16 protein-coding genes and 1 riboswitch are annotated in these 17,181 nt (G+C 58.4%); of the genes, 6 read left to right on the top strand and 10 right to left on the bottom strand.

Annotated elements, in window-relative coordinates:
- The first annotated feature begins 3 nt into the window (after window positions 1-3).
- From ACQZ6F_RS08485 to ACQZ6F_RS08495, 3 genes are all read left to right on the top strand, one after another.
- Window positions 4-1,065 (top strand): ABC transporter ATP-binding protein, encoded by a 1,062-nt coding sequence (locus ACQZ6F_RS08485; protein WP_077469123.1) that lies wholly within the window; start codon window positions 4-6, stop codon window positions 1,063-1,065.
- A gap of 106 nt (window positions 1,066-1,171) precedes the next feature.
- Window positions 1,172-1,316: riboswitch (FMN riboswitch) on the top strand.
- Window positions 1,317-1,405: 89 nt separating this feature from the next.
- Window positions 1,406-1,882, top strand: a complete 477-nt coding sequence (locus tag ACQZ6F_RS08490) for a 6,7-dimethyl-8-ribityllumazine synthase (protein ID WP_449092126.1) — start codon at window positions 1,406-1,408, stop codon at window positions 1,880-1,882.
- Between the two features lie 57 nt (window positions 1,883-1,939).
- Window positions 1,940-2,290, top strand: coding sequence for a VOC family protein (locus ACQZ6F_RS08495; protein ID WP_449092125.1), 351 nt, complete (start codon window positions 1,940-1,942; stop codon window positions 2,288-2,290).
- Between the two features lie 5 nt (window positions 2,291-2,295).
- On the opposite strand, the gene phnF is transcribed toward ACQZ6F_RS08495, so the two are convergent.
- From phnF to ACQZ6F_RS08515, 4 genes are all read right to left on the bottom strand, one after another.
- A complete protein-coding gene (gene phnF / locus ACQZ6F_RS08500) occupies window positions 2,296-3,024 on the bottom strand; it encodes a phosphonate metabolism transcriptional regulator PhnF (RefSeq protein ID WP_449092124.1) in 729 nt (242 codons plus the stop codon).
- 1 nt (window position 3,025) lies between these two features.
- Window positions 3,026-3,712 carry a class I SAM-dependent methyltransferase gene (locus ACQZ6F_RS08505; RefSeq protein ID WP_449092123.1) on the bottom strand — a complete coding sequence of 229 codons (687 nt, stop codon included), beginning with the start codon at window positions 3,710-3,712 and terminating at the stop codon, window positions 3,026-3,028.
- 113 nt (window positions 3,713-3,825) lie between these two features.
- Window positions 3,826-4,221, bottom strand: a complete 396-nt coding sequence (locus ACQZ6F_RS08510) for a VOC family protein (protein ID WP_077469133.1) — start codon at window positions 4,219-4,221, stop codon at window positions 3,826-3,828.
- A gap of 100 nt (window positions 4,222-4,321) precedes the next feature.
- Complete coding sequence (locus ACQZ6F_RS08515) at window positions 4,322-4,747, bottom strand: tautomerase family protein (RefSeq protein WP_077469135.1); 426 nt, start codon at window positions 4,745-4,747, stop codon at window positions 4,322-4,324.
- 120 nt (window positions 4,748-4,867) lie between these two features.
- On the opposite strand from ACQZ6F_RS08515, the gene ACQZ6F_RS08520 reads away from it, so the two are divergent.
- Complete coding sequence (locus ACQZ6F_RS08520) at window positions 4,868-5,473, top strand: TetR/AcrR family transcriptional regulator (RefSeq protein WP_449092122.1); 606 nt, start codon at window positions 4,868-4,870, stop codon at window positions 5,471-5,473.
- Window positions 5,474-5,539: 66 nt separating this feature from the next.
- On the opposite strand, the gene ACQZ6F_RS08525 is transcribed toward ACQZ6F_RS08520, so the two are convergent.
- From ACQZ6F_RS08525 to ACQZ6F_RS08545, 5 genes are all read right to left on the bottom strand, one after another.
- Window positions 5,540-6,544, bottom strand: a complete 1,005-nt coding sequence (locus ACQZ6F_RS08525) for an ABC transporter ATP-binding protein (RefSeq protein WP_068398264.1) — start codon at window positions 6,542-6,544, stop codon at window positions 5,540-5,542.
- Between the two features lie 12 nt (window positions 6,545-6,556).
- Entirely contained in the window at window positions 6,557-7,621 is a 1,065-nt protein-coding gene (locus tag ACQZ6F_RS08530) for a Gfo/Idh/MocA family protein (RefSeq protein WP_068398261.1), read from the bottom strand.
- Window positions 7,618-8,457, bottom strand: coding sequence for a carbohydrate ABC transporter permease (locus ACQZ6F_RS08535; RefSeq protein ID WP_449092121.1), 840 nt, complete (start codon window positions 8,455-8,457; stop codon window positions 7,618-7,620). The genes ACQZ6F_RS08530 and ACQZ6F_RS08535 overlap by 4 nt, the downstream gene beginning before the upstream one ends.
- Before the next feature lie 12 nt (window positions 8,458-8,469).
- The gene (locus ACQZ6F_RS08540; protein ID WP_077469142.1) at window positions 8,470-9,423 is read right to left on the bottom strand and encodes a carbohydrate ABC transporter permease; all 954 of its coding nucleotides are present in this window, start codon (window positions 9,421-9,423) and stop codon (window positions 8,470-8,472) included.
- Window positions 9,424-9,624: 201 nt separating this feature from the next.
- Window positions 9,625-10,884, bottom strand: a complete 1,260-nt coding sequence (locus ACQZ6F_RS08545; RefSeq protein WP_449092120.1) for an ABC transporter substrate-binding protein — start codon at window positions 10,882-10,884, stop codon at window positions 9,625-9,627.
- A 547-nt stretch (window positions 10,885-11,431) separates the two neighbouring features.
- On the opposite strand from ACQZ6F_RS08545, the gene ACQZ6F_RS08550 reads away from it, so the two are divergent.
- Window positions 11,432-12,316 (top strand): BadF/BadG/BcrA/BcrD ATPase family protein, encoded by an 885-nt coding sequence (locus ACQZ6F_RS08550; protein ID WP_449092119.1) that lies wholly within the window; start codon window positions 11,432-11,434, stop codon window positions 12,314-12,316.
- Entirely contained in the window at window positions 12,313-13,077 is a 765-nt protein-coding gene (locus tag ACQZ6F_RS08555) for a GntR family transcriptional regulator (RefSeq protein ID WP_077469148.1), read from the top strand. The genes ACQZ6F_RS08550 and ACQZ6F_RS08555 overlap by 4 nt, the downstream gene beginning before the upstream one ends.
- Window positions 13,078-13,212: 135 nt before the next feature.
- On the opposite strand, the gene metH is transcribed toward ACQZ6F_RS08555, so the two are convergent.
- Entirely contained in the window at window positions 13,213-16,989 is a 3,777-nt protein-coding gene (metH, locus tag ACQZ6F_RS08560; RefSeq protein ID WP_449092118.1) for a methionine synthase, read from the bottom strand.
- Window positions 16,990-17,181: the final 192 nt, after the last annotated feature.

A 17,181-nucleotide genomic window follows, 5' to 3' on the forward strand; every position in this document is an offset into this window, starting at 1 on the left:
ACTATGGCTTTTCTCGAACTGACCCACATCAAGAAGTCCTTCGGCGACATTCACGTCGTCCATGATTTCAATATGCAAATCGAGAAGGGGGAATTCATCTCCTTCCTCGGGCCTTCGGGCTGCGGCAAGACGACCGTGCTGCGCATGATAGCCGGCTTCGAAACGCCGACGGCTGGCTCGCTCACGATCAATGGCAAGGATCAGCGGGCGCTGAAGCCCAACCAGCGCAATATCGGCATGGTGTTCCAGGCCTATGCGCTGTTTCCGAACATGACGGTGCATGACAACGTCGCCTTCGGTCTCAAGGTCGCCGGCATGGCCAAGCCCGAGATCGACAAGCGCGTCAAGGAAATGCTTGCTCTCATCAAGCTCGATCATCTGGCCGGTCGCTTTCCGTATCAGATGTCCGGCGGCCAACAGCAGCGCGTGGCACTTGCCCGCGCCATCGCCGTCAAGCCGCAGGTTCTCCTGCTCGACGAGCCGCTCTCGGCACTGGATGCGAAGATCCGCGTATCGCTGCGCGAAGAAATCCGCGCCATTCAACAGCAGCTCGGCATCACCACCGTCTTCGTGACGCACGACCAGGAAGAAGCGCTATCGATCTCCGACCGTATCGTCGTCATGAATGCCGGCCGCGCCGACCAGATCGGCACGCCCTTCGAAATCTACAATACCCCGGCCACCCGCTTCGTGGCGTCGTTCGTCGGCACGCTGAACCTGATCGAAGGCAAGGTCGTCGATCCCGATAGCAATCGCATCCTCATTGGCGACCAAGGCGTGACGCTGAAGCAGTCGGTCACGGCCTACAAGCCGGGCGACACCGTATCCCTCGCCTTGCGCCCGGAAGCAGGCTCGCTGGCGGAATCTGCCAAGGGCGATACCGCGCTGACGGGTGAAGTTTCCTCGGCTCACTTCCTGGGTTCGGTCATCCGTACGCGCATGAACGTCGCAGGAAATACGATTTCCTTCGATATGTTCAACAGCCCCGGCATGCTGCCCCCAAGCGTCGGAGAAAAGGTCACGCTGCGCTTCGCCTCATCCGATCTGCTGGTCATTCAGGACTGAGAATATGCCCTGTACGGCAGGGCAATTTTGGAAAACTATTCGCCAACGCCGGGTCAAAAGCCCGGCGTTTTTCTTTGATTTCCCTGCTGAAATGGATTTATAGTCCACACGTTCTCAGGGCGGGGTGCAATTCCCCACCGGCGGTATGGGGGTCTTCCCCGAGCCCGCGAGCGCTTTCCGGTTGCGGGAGGGTCAGCAGATCCGGTGAGAGGCCGGAGCCGACGGTATAGTCCGGATGGAAGAGGGCAAGCAGGTCGCATCCTTCTCGACGAGAGGAGTGTTGCGTGCATGCGTGTTCGCCCAAGGGATATTTGATACCAACCCTTGAAAGGCACAATTCATGACCATTTCTATCTCCACCCAGCCGAGCCGCATTGCGATTATTCGGGCTCGCTGGCACGCCGATATCGTCGATCGCTCCGTGGATTCCTTCGTTGCCGAATGGCAGACGACGGAAGGAGCCTCGCCCCTCGACATCTTCGATGTACCGGGCGCACTGGAAATTCCGCTGCATGCACAGACGCTCGCCCGCAACGGCCGTTATTCCGCGATCATCGCCACCGCTTTCGTGGTCGACGGCGGCATCTATCGCCACGAATTCGTTGCCAATACCGTTCTCGATGCCATGATGCGCGTACAGCTCGACACCGGCGTGCCGGTCCTCTCGGCCGTTCTGACGCCACATCACTTCCAGGAATCGGAAGCCCACATCCAATTCTTCAAGGAGCATTTCATCATCAAGGGCCGCGAAGTGGCGAGCGCCTGCCGGCATTTGCTCAACGAGCGCGCCAAGCTGCTGCCATCGGTCACGGTCTGAGCTAGCATAGTGGAGGCGCGGCATGAGCCCGCCTCCATTTCTCAAGGGACAAATTCAGTGACCGTTCTGCGCATCATCCCCAACCTGCCCGCCGCCGATCCTGCCAGCGCTCGCCTCTTCTACAATGAGCTACTTGGCCTCGACATCGTCATGGATCACGGCTGGATCGTGACCTTTGCGTCCGAATCGGCAACGGTTCCGCAGATCAGCGTTGCGAGCGAAGGCGGTTCGGGCACGATCGTCCCCGATCTCTCGATCGAGGTTGACGATGTCGACGCGCTTTACCAGCGTGCCACGACGATGGGCTTCGGCATCCTCTATGACCTTACGGACGAGCCGTGGGGCGTTCGACGCTTCTATGTCCGCGACCCGTTCGGCAAGATCGTCAACATCCTCTCACATCGCTAGGCAGGTTATCGCAGCTCGGCATTGAATATCACGCGATCTGCAGACCACATCGACTCCGAAAACGCGATGGGGACACCATCCATATCAACATCCACCTTGCGGGTGATGAGCAACGGCACCGATTTCGGTTGCCTCAGCAGCCGCGCTTCCTCGGCCGTCGGCATGCGCGCCTCGATCTCGGTCGACAATCGCTCATAATCGGTAATACCATAGCTCGCGAGCGCCGCCGTGATCGTCGAATGCTGCAATCGCGCTTTGTCGAAATCCGGAAAACGCTCCGCGGGATAATAGGTGTCACCGAGTTCCACGGGAATACCATCCGCCGTCATGACGCCGCGCCGATGGATGACGAGCGCACCGACCACCAGCTTCAGGTATGGCGCAACACGTTCTGTCGCTGGCAGGATTTCATGGGCCAGTAACTCGCCACCAGGCTCGAAGCCTTGCTCGATGAGGTTCTTATGGAAACGGGTGCGCTTCGAGAGCGTATAATCGAGCACGCCCTTATGAACGAAGGTTCCCCGCCCCTGCTCGGCGCGAACCAACCCACGCTGCTCCAGATGCCCAAGGGCCTGGCGGACGGTGAAACGGCTGACGCCGAAGCGCTCCATCAGCTCGGGTTCGGTCGGCAATCTCGCTCCCGGAGCCAGAGTCCCGGCGGCAATATCAGCCGCCAGGATTTCGCCGATCTGATGCCAGAGGGCGCTGCCGCCCTTTCGGTCAATCGTTTCCATCTCAGACACGCTTTTCGAGGCGAAACAGCAGCTTGTATTCGGCGGGATAGCTCAGCGCATCGAGAATGCTCGGATAGTATTTCCGGTCTTTCGTCGCGCGCACGAAGCCATCATAGCCGAAACGCCTCACGGAAACATCGAAGCCGGCCGCCGCGAAAGCCTCAATGTAATCTTGTGGCGAGCGATCCTGTACCGGCGCATTGCTGTTGCCACCGATCAGCTCGCGCCATTTCAGCCAGAGCGGCATTTCGTTGTGGCATCCCGTGACCGCATAATAGACGCCGCCGTTGCGCATCACCTGAAACATCTGCTCGGCATGCTGCCGAAGCTCCGGCAGCAGATAGACGACCTCATAGCTGAAGGCGACATCGAAGCTGTCGATAAAGGGCGAAAGGTCGGTCGTGACATGAAACTGCAGCGGCATATTGCCGACGGCAGCGACGGCGGCTGCGACAGATTCCGAGGCAATATCAATGCCGACACCACGGCGGAACGGTCGCATGGCGTGCAGCAATCTTAAAAAGCCGCCACGATTGCAGCCGAAATCGAGGACGGATTTCGACGAGAAATCCCGCTCCGGCACCGTCTCGATGAAATGCCGCCAGTAAGGACTATGCGATTCCGCCATCGAGATATCGCCCTGCGGCTCTGTATGCCAAGTTGCATAGATGGATGCTGCGTTTGCCATGATCTGCTCGCCGTTGGAGTGAACTGACCTCGTGATAGCGCGGTCTCATGACAATCATATGAATTCGTCCGGACGACCGGACTATTTATTGCCCTCCCACATCGACCAGCCGGTCATTGGGCGCAATCCACCATCCATTGGACGCCGAAGCGATCTGTCAGCTTGCCGTAATAGCTGCCCCACGGCTGGACAGCGAGCGGCGTCGTTACTCGACCGCCCTCGGCCAATCCGGCAAAAATCCTGTCGGTGCTCTCACGCGTATCCATGACAAGCATATGGGCGGACCCGCGCATCGGTTCGGCATCGTGATTGTCGGACGCGAAAAACAACACGCCAGGCCCTTCGAAGCGCGCATGCATCACCATGCCTCGCATCGAATCGTCAGCGAGCGGCATCCCATCGGCACCGTGTCGGATCAGGAGCGTGATCCGGCCAAGGCCACAGGAGGTATAAAAGGCAAGCGCCTCCTCACAATGCGTGGTGAAGAACAAATAATTGGCGAGTTGCATGTCTTGCTTCCCTCTTGCAGTCGGACCGCAGCGAGTTCGCACGCGTCGGCCCGACACTTTAGAAAACTCTGCCATTCAGGCAGTAATCACCCAATGTTGCCTAGGCAGCGGCAGCATCTTGAATGGCGCCAACCAGATCGGCATTGCTGTAGCTATGCCCTGCAATGCCCCAAGCCCCCTCCGGCGCATAGACTATGTTGGACCAGATGTGCTCGCGCTTGATCCGTCCTTCGGCAACTCGCTCGACGACTTCGGTTGCCTTCTCGATAAAGGCGCGTTTGGCCTCGGCCGTTGCCAACGCGATCTCGGGCAGCTTGAGTTCGATGAAGGCCGCCGCAACCGGCCTCCCCGCGGCCAGAACATGCTCGGCTGGAAGCACATTGATCGTGCCGATGACATTGGCCGTCATGAAGGCATTGCCGGTCAAGCCGGCGACATCGAGGACCGCATCTGTCAATCCGGCAAAAGCTCGCGCCTGTGCTTCGGACGAAAGCAGGCCTTCGGGTACGGTAAGGGTAATGGGCATGGAATATCTCCTTGTTGGACCTGTGATGGCATTTGATATATACCGATCACTCTTTAACGATACACACCGATCACTCTCTATGCAAGCTATAAAGAGTAATCACTCTCAATGGAGACAGCAATGCGCTATAGCGCCGAACATAAGGAAGAAACCCGGACGCGGGTCGTCGCGGCCGCAGGGCAGGTATTTCGAAAGGAAGGCTATGGCGGCGCGGGTATCGATGCGCTGACAAAAGCTGCCGGCGTTACCAATGGCGCCTTCTATGGACACTTCAAGTCCAAGAGCGAAGCGTTTCGCACCGCCGTCGTGGAGGGATTGGAAGAGCTGCGCCAAGCAATCTTGGCACTCAGGCAAAACCAGCCGAAAGACTGGCTAAAGGCGCTCGCCAGCTTCTATCTCGGCTACAAGCGGACCTGCGATCTCGGTGACAGCTGCACGCTGCCCAGCCTTTCACCCGATGTGATGCGCGCCGACGAGGAAACGCGCCGCGTCTATACAGTGGAGCTCAGAAAACTCATTGCAGACGTCGCCGCCGGTCTGCCGGAAAGCAGGAGTTCAACCGAAATAGCGGCCGAGGATCGCGCCATCGTTCTCCTGGCAACGCTGAGCGGTGGCCTGACGCTTGCTCGCGCCGTCTCCGACCCGGTCCTTTCGGTCCACATTGCCGAGGTCATCGAGCGAGCCGCTTTGGCGGCAGGCAATCCCTCACGCTCACATGGAGAATAACGATATAGTTCACACGACCGCGGGCGGTTGAGACGAAGCCCATGGCTTCGTCTCAACGGGACCAGTTTATGCCCGGATCGCCTTGTCGTCCGCATCGAAGCGATGCATGTGGCTGGTGTCCGGCGTCGCATAAACCATTTCGTCCGGCTCGTACTGATGCTCGCCGAAGAGGCGTACGGTCAAAAGCCCGGTGACATCGGATTCGAGATAGATGATCGTGTCGGCGCCGAGGTGTTCGACGTGAATGACCTTGGCCGACCAGGTACCCTGCTCGCGCGACAATGTAATATGTTCGGGACGGATACCAACGGTCTTGGCTCCGCTATCCCCGAGCTTCTCCGCCGCAACGAAATTCATCTGTGGCGAACCGATGAAACCGGCAACGAAGACATTGGCTGGACGGTTGTAAAGCTCCATCGGCGAGCCGATCTGCTCGATCGCGCCGGCATTGAGCACGACGATCTTGTCGGCAAGCGTCATCGCCTCGACCTGATCATGGGTGACATAGATCATCGTCGCCTTGAGGCTACGGTGCAGCCGCGCGATTTCCAGACGCGTCTGCACGCGCAAGGCCGCATCGAGGTTCGACAGCGGTTCGTCAAAGAGAAAGAGCTCCGGTTCGCGCACGATGGCGCGGCCGATGGCGACGCGCTGGCGCTGGCCGCCGGAAAGCTCGGCCGGGCGACGCGCCAGATAAGGCTCGAGCGACAGCATGCCGGACGCTTTGCCGACGCGGCTTTCGATCTCGTCTTTCGCAGTACCGGCCTGCTTCAGGCCGAGGCCCATATTGTCCTTCACGGTCAGGTGCGGATAGAGCGCGTAGGACTGAAAGACCATGGAGATACCACGCTTTGCCGGCGGGGTTACGGTCACGTCCTCGCCGTTGATCAGCACAGTCCCCGACGTCACGTCTTCAAGACCGGCAATGCTGCGCAAGAGGGTCGACTTGCCGCAACCCGAAGGGCCGACGAAGATGACGAACTCGCCATCCTGCACTTCGAGGTCGATACCCTTCAGCACATCATGCTTGCCATAGGCCTTGCGGATAGATTTCAGTTGAAGCGATCCCACAGTCTCTTATCCTTACAAATAAACAGGCTTGCCGGTGCGCACGCTCTCGTCTGCCGCAAGGCAGATACGTAGCGATTGGACGGCATCGGCCATATGGCGATTGAGGTCGATATCCTCGCGGATGGCCTTCAGCATGAAGGCCTGCTCGAAATCGCAGAGCTCCTGGTGGCCAGGTTCACCATCCATATGCAGATCGCGATCCGGCCGGATGAATTGACCGCCTGGTCCGGTCTCGGCATTGTGCAGCCGAATGACGGATGTCTTCGTGTGCATGTCGATATCATCGGACTTGGCGTTCTGATCCATGACGATCGAGACCGAGCCGTTCGGCGACATCACGTCCTTCACGAAGAAGGCCGTCTCCGAAATCATCGGTCCCCAAGCAGCCTCGTACCAACCGACGGAGCCGTCCTCGAAAATCACCTGTAGATGGCCGTAATTATACATGTCCGGCTTGATCTCCTGCGACAGCCGCAGGCCCATGCCACGCACCTCGACAGGCTTGGCGTCGGTGATCTGGCACATGACGTCGACATAATGCACGCCGCAATCGACGATCGGCGACGTGTTTTGCATCAACGCCTTGTGCGTCTCCCAGGTCGGGCCGCTCGATTGCTGATTGAGGTTCATGCGGAAGACAAAGGGGCCACCAAGGTTACGGGCCTCGGCAATCAGCCGCATCCATGATGGGTGGTGGCGCAGGATATAGCCGATCGTCAGCTTCTTGCCGGCCTTCTTGGCAGCCGCGACGACCCGTTCGGCATCTTCGACCGTCGTGGCCAACGGCTTCTCGACAAAGACGTGGCAGCCGGCTTCGAAGGCCATGACGGCGAAATCGGCATGGCTGTCGGAATAGGTGTTGATGGAGCAGAGGTCCGGCTTCAGCTCCTTCAACGCCGTCTCGAAATCCGTATGGATCGTATATCCCTGCAATTCCTCAGGCAGCTCCCGCCTGGAGCGGTTGACGAGACCGACAATCTCGAAGCCGGGATTGTGGTGATAGGCGAGCGCATGGCTGCGGCCCATATTGCCAAGGCCGGCGACGAGAACGCGGATCGGCTTTTCGGATACGCTCACTTGACTGCTCCAGACGTAATGCCACGAATAAGTTGGCGCGAAAATATAACGTAGAGGACGAGGATCGGCAGGATAGCGAGCGTCAGAGCCGCCAGCACGGCGTTCCAGTTCGTGACGAACTGTCCGATGAAGATCTGCGATCCAAGCGTCACGGTCTTTGTCGCTTCGCTCGGTGCCAGGATCAGCGGGAACCAGAGGTCATTCCAGATCGGGATCATGGTGAAGACCGCGACCGTCGCCATTGCCGGGCGAACCAGTGGCAGGACCAGACGGAAGAAGATGGAATATTCGCTAAGACCGTCGATACGACCGGCATTCTTCAAGTCGTCGGAAACGGTTCGCATGAATTCCGAGAGGATGAAGATCGCCAGGGGCAGGCCCTGTGCCGTGTAGACGAGGATCAGCGCCGTCAGCGTATTGACGAGGCCGGCGGCAACCATTCCCTGCAGGATGGCAACGGTACCAAGGCGGATCGGGATCATGATGCCGATCGCCAGATAAAGACCCATCATCGTATTGCCCCGGAAGCGATACTCCGACAGCGCAAAGGCTGCCATCGCGCCGAACAGCAGGGTGAGGATGATCGAGACGATCGTCACCACGAAGCTGTTCTGGAAATAGGTCAGGAAGTCCCCCTGCTTCAGAACCGTGTCATAGCCGATCATGCTGAATGAGGATGGCGTCGGCAGGCTCAAGGGCGCACGGAAGATCGATGCGCGATCCTTGAAGGAGTTGATGACTGTCAGGAACACCGGAAAGAGCGCAACAAGCGTGTAGGCGATCAACGCCAGATGCACGAAGCCGGTACGGACAAGGGAAGTGCGTGCCTTGGACATGGTCGCCTCTCCTCAGAACTGGTAGCGACGGATGCGCCGCTGGACGATGAAAAGATAGAACGAAACGCCGGCCAGGATGATCAGGAACATCACCGTCGCGATGGTCGCACCCATCGAGCGATCCCCGAGCTGCAGCTGGAAGCCGAAGAAGACGCGATAGAGAAGCGTGCCGAGAATATCGGTGGAGCCATCAGGCCCCGCCAACGCCCCCTGCACGGTATAGACCAGATCGAATGCGTTGAAATTGCCGACGAAAGTCAGGATCGAAATGATACCGATCGCCGGCAGCACCAGCGGCAGCTTGATCTTCCAGAACTGGCTCCAGCCGGTAATGCCGTCGCATTCGGCAGCTTCGATGACCTCTTCTGGAATATTGAGCAGGGCAGCGTAGATCAGCATCATCGGGATGCCGACATATTGCCAGACCGAGATCAGCGCGACGGTAATCAGCGCCGTACTTGGCCGGCCGAGCCAAGGCGCAAAGAACGACTTCAGGCCGATCATGCTTAGCAGCTCGGGTGCAACGCCCCACAGCGGAGACAGGATCAGCTTCCAGATGAAGCCGACGACGACAAAGGAAAGCAGCGTCGGCAGGAAAATGGCGGTGCGGTAGAAGGCGACAAACCGCAACCTTGGCAGAGACAGCAGCGCAGCCAGCGCGACACCGATCGGATTCTGCACGCACATATGGATGGCGAAGAAGATCAGGTTGTTGCGCAGCGCATTCCAGAAATCATGCGACCAGCGTTCGTCGCCGAACAATACCCTGAAGTTGTTCAGGCCGACGAAGGCGGGTTGATTGTCGACGACGTTGTAGAGCGACAGCCGCAGCGTCTCGATCAGAGGCAGGATCATGACCGCCGTATAGACGACGACAGCCGGGAAAAGGAAAACGAGGATATGCCAGCGCGTGGAACGCCTGATCGGCTTGACCTCGGCAATATAGGACGTGTCAGCGTCGCTCATGGCTTTCTGCCTGTTCTTGTTGGCTGCATGACGAGACGGCAGCTCTAAGGTTCAAATCCACCCGTTGCCCCGGTCTGGGGCCGGATCGAAACGACGTCGGGTGTGTCGCAATGCAATGGCGATATGATCGCCAATCCGATTATCCATCACAAGAAAAAAGGGCGAGGAGCCCGATGGCCCCTCGCCCGCATGACACAATGATCACTTGGCCGGCTTGTACCAGCTGTCGAGACCCTTCTGCAGCTTTGCGCCAGCCTGCTCCGGCGTATCCGTGCCGTTGATCACGTTGGCGGATTCGGTCCAGGTTTCGTTTTCCAGGTTCGGCGTGCCGCGCGACAGGATCTGATACGTGGAGCGAACGGTCGACTTGTGATCGCCACGCCAGGACACGAACTCCTGTGCGAGCGCATCGCTCATCTTCACCGGATGCGAATTCAGGCTGAAGAAGCCCGGCAGCGAATTGGCATAGATGGTGGCGAATTCGTCGGAAGCGACCCAGCTCAGGAACTTCTTGGCTTCTTCCTGATGTGCGCTCTTCGCATTCAGGCCGACGCCGATATCCGGATGATCCGAAATGTAGCCGGTGTCGCCAGCCTTTGCGACCGGCGGCGGGAAGGCACCCATCTTGAACTGCGCCTGGGTGTTGAACAGAGCGATTTCCCAGGAACCGGCCGGGTAGATGGCGGCCTTGCCGAGCGTGAAGAGGTTCTGGCTGTCAGCATAACCCTGCGCTTCGAAACCATCGCCGAGATAAGGCTTCCACTTGGCGAGCTCCTTGTAAGGATCGACCCAGGCAGCGTCCGTCAGCTTTTCCTTGCCGGAAATAAGAGCCTCGCGGCCTTCCTCACCCTTCCAGTAGTTCGGGCCGATGTTCTGATAGCCCATGGTTGCGGCTTCCCACAGATCCTTGGTGCCCATGGCCATCGGAATGTAGGTTCCATCAGCCTTGATCTTGTCAAGAACGGCAAAGAAGTCATCGCGCGTCGCGGGGACCTTCAGGCCAAGCTTGTCAAAGGCATCCTTGTTGTAGATGAAGCCGTGGATGACCGAAGCCATCGGCACGCAGAAGGTGGACTTGCCGTCGTCGGTGGACCATGCAGCCTTGGCGACTGCCGAGAAATTCTCGATGCCCGGCAGGCTGGTGAGGTCGGCAAGATGCTTCTTGTTGAAGAGGTCGAGCGAGGCGTCGAACGGGCGGCAAGTGATGATGTCGCCTGCGGAACCGGCATCGAGCTTGGCATTCAGCGATGCGTTATATTCGGTCGGAGCCGTCGGCGAGAAAACGATCTTGATGCCCGGGTTCTTGGCTTCGAAAGCCGGGATGATCTTGTCCTGCCAGATCTGCAGGTCATCGTTACGCCAGCTCTCGACGGTCAGCGTTACATCAGCTGCGTGCGCAAAGCCGACTGAAGTCAGCAGGCTGGATGCAAGCAGCAAGCCTTTCAGAACGTTGGTTTTCATTTCCCTCTCCTGTTTTCCGCGCCTGTATGCCAAGGCGCTGTTCTCGATCCGAAAATCCGCTGGCCTGTCCAATAAAACTGCCAGCGCTCCATAGGGATCGCCAGTTCTGCCGATCCCTCATGCATAAGGCTTCAAAGGCACTTTGCCCGATTGGCCCGATCAATTGCCTCCCGCCCCCAAAGAGCGGAAACGCTGCAAGAACTACGCGGGAAATTCACGACAAACGCCGAAACGCGGATCCTCCTGATCCAAATGGCTTCGGACAACGACGAGGTGCACGTCTTTTTTACCACCTACCGGCTGTTGTTATTCTGCCGGTTCTGCCGATGTCTTTTCGCATTGTTCCCTTGAACCGAATTAAGTCCAAAAAAATACCAATTGTCCAGCCGATTTTAACACTCAACCGTAAAAAGAGTGGGCAAAAAAATTTTATCCATAAATTTCAAAGTGATATCAGCGCGCAAAAATGAGCGCATTGCCTATTGGTAAATGGTATTTTTTTGGTATTGTATAAAAAAGCGGGGAATAGACGGCATCCGGAGGCATGATGGGGCAGTTTGCAATAGGCATCGACGGAGGCGGAACGAACTGCCGCGCAGCGGTAATTGATGGAGCGGGGCGAATTCTTGGCACTGGCAAAGCCGGCGCTGCAAACATTCTATCCGACCTGGAAAACTCCCTGATCAATATCGTCGCATCTGCCCGCCAGGCATTGGCAAGCGCAGGGCTGGATCCGGAACTGGCTCAAGAACTACCCGCTTTGATCGGCACGGCCGGCGCCAATGTCGGCAATTATGGTAAAAGGGTGGAAAGTGCTCTTCCCTTCGCGAATTCGCGCGTGGTCACCGATGCGACTATCGCGCTTCAAGGCGCACTTGGGGATGCTGACGGAATCATCGGCGCCTTTGGCACCGGCTCGGTCTACAACGCTCGTCACAAAGATAGAATCTGGGGGATTGGTGGCTGGGGCTTCGTCGTCGGGGATCAGGCAAGCGGTGCCCGCCTCGGCCGCGACCTGCTCGAACGCGCACTTCTGGCACATGATCGAGTGATTGCGGGATCACCACTGACAGATGCGGTCATGGCCGAATATGGCGGCGACCCCGAGCAGATCGTCGAATTTGCTCACGCATCGAAGCCAAAAGACTTTGCTCGCTATGCGCCGATGGTGTTCGAACATGCCGGCGCGAATGACGCAGTCGCCGTCGAGATCGTCAAGACGGCAGCCAGAGCGATAACCGAAAGCCTGGATACGCTGCTTTGGCCCGAATGCCCTTCGATCTGCCTTCTCGGCGGCACGGCCCAGGCCTATCGTCCCTGGCTCGACGCACGCCACAAGACGCTTCTCGCCGAACCCAGGGGTGATGTGCTACGCGGAGCGGTGGAACTGGCGGCAAAACTGCTGCGGGATGGGGAGGAAAATAGAGGATGACCGAGGATCTGAGCGCCATCTTCTCGCCGGAACGCCTGTCGGGCGGCGGCACGGGACCGCTCTATGTCAAACTGCGACGTACGCTCGAGGACGCCGTAAAGGTCGGAAGGTTGAAGCACGGCGACGCTCTGCCGCCCGAGCGCGATATCGCCGAATTCGCCGCCGTCAGCCGCGTCACCGTGCGCAAGGCAATTGATGATCTCGTCGCCGAGGGAATTCTCGTGCGGCGTCACGGGTCGGGCACCTTCGTCACAAAGCCGGTCTCGAAAGTCGAACAGCGGCTATCACAGCTCACCTCATTCACCGAAGATATGGCCCGACGCGGGATGACCGCGCGTTCGGAATGGCTGCACAAGGGCATCCATACACCCTCGCCCGACGAGATGATGATCCTGGGCCTTGCCGCCGACACCAAGGTGTCGCGGCTGAGTCGCCTGCGCATTGCCGACGACCAACCGTTGGCTATCGAACATGCCAGCGTCTCGGGTGAGTTTTTGCCGGATCCGTCGATCGTGACGACATCGCTTTATGCGGAACTGGAAAAGCGGCAAGTCCGCCCGGTGCGGGCGGTACAGCGCATATCGGCCACCAATATGAAGGAATCGGATGCGGGTCTGCTTGGCGTTCCCGTCGGAGCTGCCGGTCTTTCGATCGAGCGCATTTCCTATCTCGGCTCGGGCCGGGCCGTGGAATTCACCAGATCCCTCTATCGAGGGGACGCCTATGACTTCGTCGCGGAACTGACGATCGGCGCGACGTAACATCATCCAGCAAAGCGGGAAACTTACATTAATTATCAGATGGATATCGCCGCAGAATGAATCAAACTGCGACGATATCGGCATAAGGAATCCGTCTCTCAGCGAAACGCTCCAAAACCTTGAATCGACTCGCTATTACGCCGCGTCGTCGACCACTGCCTCGACCTTGGCCGGCACATAGTTCAGCACCGGACCCAGCCAACGCTCAACTTCCTCGACCGGCATGGTCTTGCGGCTCGCATAGTCTTCGACCTGATCGCGCTCGACCTTGGCCACGCCGAAATAGTAGGAGTCGGGATGGGCAATGTAGATGCCCGAGACGGACGATCCGGGCCACATCGCATAGCTTTCAGTGAGTCTGACGCCTGCAGCCTCTTTGGCATCCAGCAGCCGGAAAAGCGTTTCCTTTTCCGTGTGATCCGGCTGGGCCGGATAGCCAGGCGCCGGACGGATACCGGCATAGGCTTCGGAAACAAGCTCTTCGGTGGAAAAGTTTTCCTCCGTGGCATAGCCCCAGAATTCACGCCGCACCCGCTCGTGCATCCGCTCGGCGAAGGCTTCTGCAAAGCGATCGGCAAGCGCCTTCACCAGGATAGATGAATAATCGTCATTGGCGCGTTCGAAGCGTTCGGCAATGGCCACTTCCTCGATACCGGCCGTGACCACGAAGCCGCCGACATAATCGCCTACACCGCTCGAGATCGGTGCAACGAAGTCCGACAGAGCGACATTGGGGCGGCCATCCCGCTTCGACAGTTGCTGGCGCAGCGTATAGAACGTCGCAAGCTCCTGCGAGCGGCCCTCATCCGTAAACAGCCTGATATCGTCGCCAACGGCACCGGCCGGCCAGAAGCCGATAACGGCGCGGGGACGGAACCAGTTTTCTGCGATGATCTTTTCCAGCATCGCCTGAGCATCGCTATACAGCTGCCGAGCCGCCTCACCCTGTTTCTCGTCTTCAAGGATTGCCGGGAAGCGCCCCTTCAATTCCCAGGTCTGGAAGAACGGCGTCCAGTCGATATATTTGGCAAGCTCCGTCAGATCGTAATTCTCGAATATCTTCGTGCCAAAGAACTGCGGCTTGACCGGCTCGTAGCCCTTCCAGTCGACCTTATGGGCATTTTCGCGGGCGCGTGCGATCGGCAGGCGCACCTTCTCCGCCTCACTGCGAGCGTGAGCCGCCGCGACCTTGGCATATTCTGCCCTGATCGTATCGACATAGCCTTGCTTCGCCTCGGGCGAGAGCAAGGCCGAGACGACGCCGACAGCACGGCTGGCGTCGGTCACATAGACCGTCTGCCCCTTCTCGTAACGCGGATGGATCTTCACGGCCGTATGCACGCGACTGGTCGTCGCCCCGCCGATCAGCAATGGAATATCAAAGCCCTGCCGCTCCATTTCCGAAGCGACATGCACCATTTCATCCAGCGAAGGCGTGATCAGGCCGGAGAGACCGATAATATCCACCTTCTCGGCAATTGCCGTTTCGAGAATCTTCGTCGCCGGCACCATGACGCCGAGATCGATGATCTCGTAGTTGTTGCAGGCAAGCACGACGCCGACGATGTTCTTGCCGATATCGTGCACATCGCCCTTGACGGTCGCCATCAGCACCTTGCCTGCAGCTTGACGTCCGCTGCTGTCGCCATTGGCGAGCTTTTCCGCCTCCATGTGGGGCAGCAGTACCGCGACGGCCTGCTTCATGACGCGTGCGGACTTGACGACCTGCGGCAGAAACATCTTACCCGAGCCGAACAGATCGCCGACGACATTCATGCCGGCCATCAGCGGTCCTTCGATAACATGCAAGGGTCGTTCGACCGTTAGACGCGCCTCTTCGGTATCCGCCTCGATGTATTCGGTGATGCCGTTGACGAGCGCGTGCTCCAGCCGCTTGGCGACCGGCCATTCGCGCCAGGAAAGATCCTGGGTCTTGGCCTCCTTGCTACCGGTACCGCGGAAGCGTTCGGCAATATCGAGCAACCGCTCGGTGCCATCCGGCCGGCGGTTCAAGACCACGTCCTCACAGGCCTCCCGCAGTTCGGGGTCGATATTGTCGTAAACGGCGAGCTGACCAGCATTGACGATACCCATGTCCATACCCGCCTGAATGGCGTGGTAGAGGAACACGGCATGCATCGCTTCGCGAACCGGCTCGTTGCCTCGGAACGAAAAGGACAGGTTCGAGACACCACCGGAGATATGAACCAACGGCATGGTCTTGCGGATCGTCCGCGTCGCCTCGATGAAGTCGACGCCGTAATTGTTGTGTTCCTCGATGCCAGTCGCAACGGCGAAGATATTCGGATCGAAGATGATATCTTCGGGCTGCAGCCCCGCCGTTTCCGTCAAGAGCTTGTAGGCACGCGAGCAGATCTCGACCTTGCGCTCATAGCTGTCTGCCTGGCCCTGCTCATCGAAGGCCATCACCACGACGGCGGCGCCGTACATGCGCATCAGGCGAGCTTGCTTGAGAAAATTCTCCTCGCCTTCCTTGAGCGAGATCGAATTGACGATCGGCTTACCCTGCACACATTTCAGGCCAGCCTCAATGATCGAGAATTTCGAGCTGTCGATCATGACGGGAACGCGGGCGATGTCCGGTTCAGCAGCGATCAAGTTCAAAAACTCGACCATCGCCCTTTCGGAATCGATCAGACCTTCATCCATGTTGATGTCGATGACTTGCGCACCGTTCTCGACCTGGTCGCGAGCAACAGCGAGCGCAGCCGTATAATCGGCATTGGTGATCAGCTTGCGGAATTTAGCCGAGCCGGTGACGTTGGTGCGCTCACCGACGTTGACGAAAGGGATATCCTTGGTGAGCTCGAACGGTTCGAGACCCGAAAGCGACATGAAGGGACGGTGTTCGGCAAGCTGGCGCGGCGGATATTTCGATACCGCCTCGGCGATCGCGGCAATGTGCTCTGGCGTCGAGCCGCAGCAGCCACCGACGATATTGACGAGACCTTCGCGGGCGAACTCCTCGACTTGCGCAGCCATCATCTCGGGCGTTTCGTCATACTGACCGAATTCGTTCGGCAGACCGGCATTCGGATAGGCACAAATAAATGTGTCAGCAGCGGCCGAAAGTTCCTGCAGGTGCGGCCGCATCGCATTGGCGCCGAGGGCGCAATTGAGGCCGACGGTAAAGGGGCTGGCATGGCGCACGGAATTCCAGAACGCCGACGGCGTCTGTCCTGACAATGTACGACCGGAAAGATCCGTGATCGTGCCGGAAATCATGACGGGCAGATGGATGCCCTTGGCCTCGAAGCGCTCCTCACAGGCAAAGATAGCCGCCTTGGCGTTGAGCGTATCGAAAATCGTCTCGATCAGGATGATATCGGCGCCGCCATCGATCAGGCCATCGATCTGCTCGCCATAGGCCAACCGCAGATCGTCAAAGCTGACGGCGCGATAACCGGGATTGTTGACGTCAGGGGAGATCGAAGCTGTGCGGTTGGTCGGACCAATGGCGCCGGCAACGAAGCGGCGCTTGCCGTCTTCTCGCTCGGCACGAATCGCGGCGCGACGCACGATCTCGGCACCTTCTTTATTGAGATCATAGACCGCACCTTCCATCGCGTAGTCGGCCTGCGCGATGCTTGTCGACGAGAAGGTGTTGGTTTCCAGAATATCGGCGCCAGCCTTGGCATAACGATAATGGATCTCTTCGATCGCATCCGGCTGGGTCAGGATAAGAAGGTCGTTGTTACCCTTCTGATGACAGGCGCAGCCGATAAAGCGGTGACCGCGAAACTGATCCTCGTCGAAGCCGAGGCCCTGGATCTGCGTACCCATGGCGCCATCCAGCACGAGAATCCGCTCGCTCGCTGCTTTTCGCAGGGCTGCGAATATTTCGTTGCCATCGCGCTTCGTCGTCTCGGAACCAAAAAGATTGTCTAACATAAGCGAATTCCTCTGGCCTGATTGCGACTCCGCAATCAGATCACATAAAGATATCTTTATGTCAACATATCTATGCTCTTGTTAGACACAGCGCAAGCACGCCGCTTCTATAGTTTGTAGCCTTTCGGGAAAATGCAAATGGGACGAATTGCCAGTTGCCCATGGACAACGCAGGGACAGCGACACAGTTTC

The sequence above is a fragment of the Rhizobium sp. A22-96 genome (assembly GCF_053521805.1).

Excerpts from the sequence above, each read along its gene's own strand:
- ACQZ6F_RS08520 (WP_449092122.1), top strand. The coding sequence starts at position 4,868 with ATGCGCTATAGCGCCGAACATAAGGAAGAAACCCGGACGCGGGTCGTC.
- ACQZ6F_RS08505 (WP_449092123.1), bottom strand. The coding sequence starts at position 3,712 with ATGGCAAACGCAGCATCCATCTATGCAACTTGGCATACAGAGCCGCAG.
- ACQZ6F_RS08510 (WP_077469133.1), bottom strand. The coding sequence starts at position 4,221 with ATGCAACTCGCCAATTATTTGTTCTTCACCACGCATTGTGAGGAGGCG.
- ACQZ6F_RS08550 (WP_449092119.1), top strand. The coding sequence starts at position 11,432 with ATGGGGCAGTTTGCAATAGGCATCGACGGAGGCGGAACGAACTGCCGC.
- ACQZ6F_RS08485 (WP_077469123.1), top strand. The coding sequence starts at position 4 with ATGGCTTTTCTCGAACTGACCCACATCAAGAAGTCCTTCGGCGACATT.
- ACQZ6F_RS08545 (WP_449092120.1), bottom strand. The coding sequence starts at position 10,884 with ATGAAAACCAACGTTCTGAAAGGCTTGCTGCTTGCATCCAGCCTGCTG.
- ACQZ6F_RS08490 (WP_449092126.1), top strand. The coding sequence starts at position 1,406 with ATGACCATTTCTATCTCCACCCAGCCGAGCCGCATTGCGATTATTCGG.
- ACQZ6F_RS08540 (WP_077469142.1), bottom strand. The coding sequence starts at position 9,423 with ATGAGCGACGCTGACACGTCCTATATTGCCGAGGTCAAGCCGATCAGG.
- phnF (WP_449092124.1), bottom strand. The coding sequence starts at position 3,024 with ATGGAAACGATTGACCGAAAGGGCGGCAGCGCCCTCTGGCATCAGATC.
- metH (WP_449092118.1), bottom strand. The coding sequence starts at position 16,989 with ATGTTAGACAATCTTTTTGGTTCCGAGACGACGAAGCGCGATGGCAAC.
- ACQZ6F_RS08515 (WP_077469135.1), bottom strand. The coding sequence starts at position 4,747 with ATGCCCATTACCCTTACCGTACCCGAAGGCCTGCTTTCGTCCGAAGCA.
- ACQZ6F_RS08555 (WP_077469148.1), top strand. The coding sequence starts at position 12,313 with ATGACCGAGGATCTGAGCGCCATCTTCTCGCCGGAACGCCTGTCGGGC.
- ACQZ6F_RS08535 (WP_449092121.1), bottom strand. The coding sequence starts at position 8,457 with ATGTCCAAGGCACGCACTTCCCTTGTCCGTACCGGCTTCGTGCATCTG.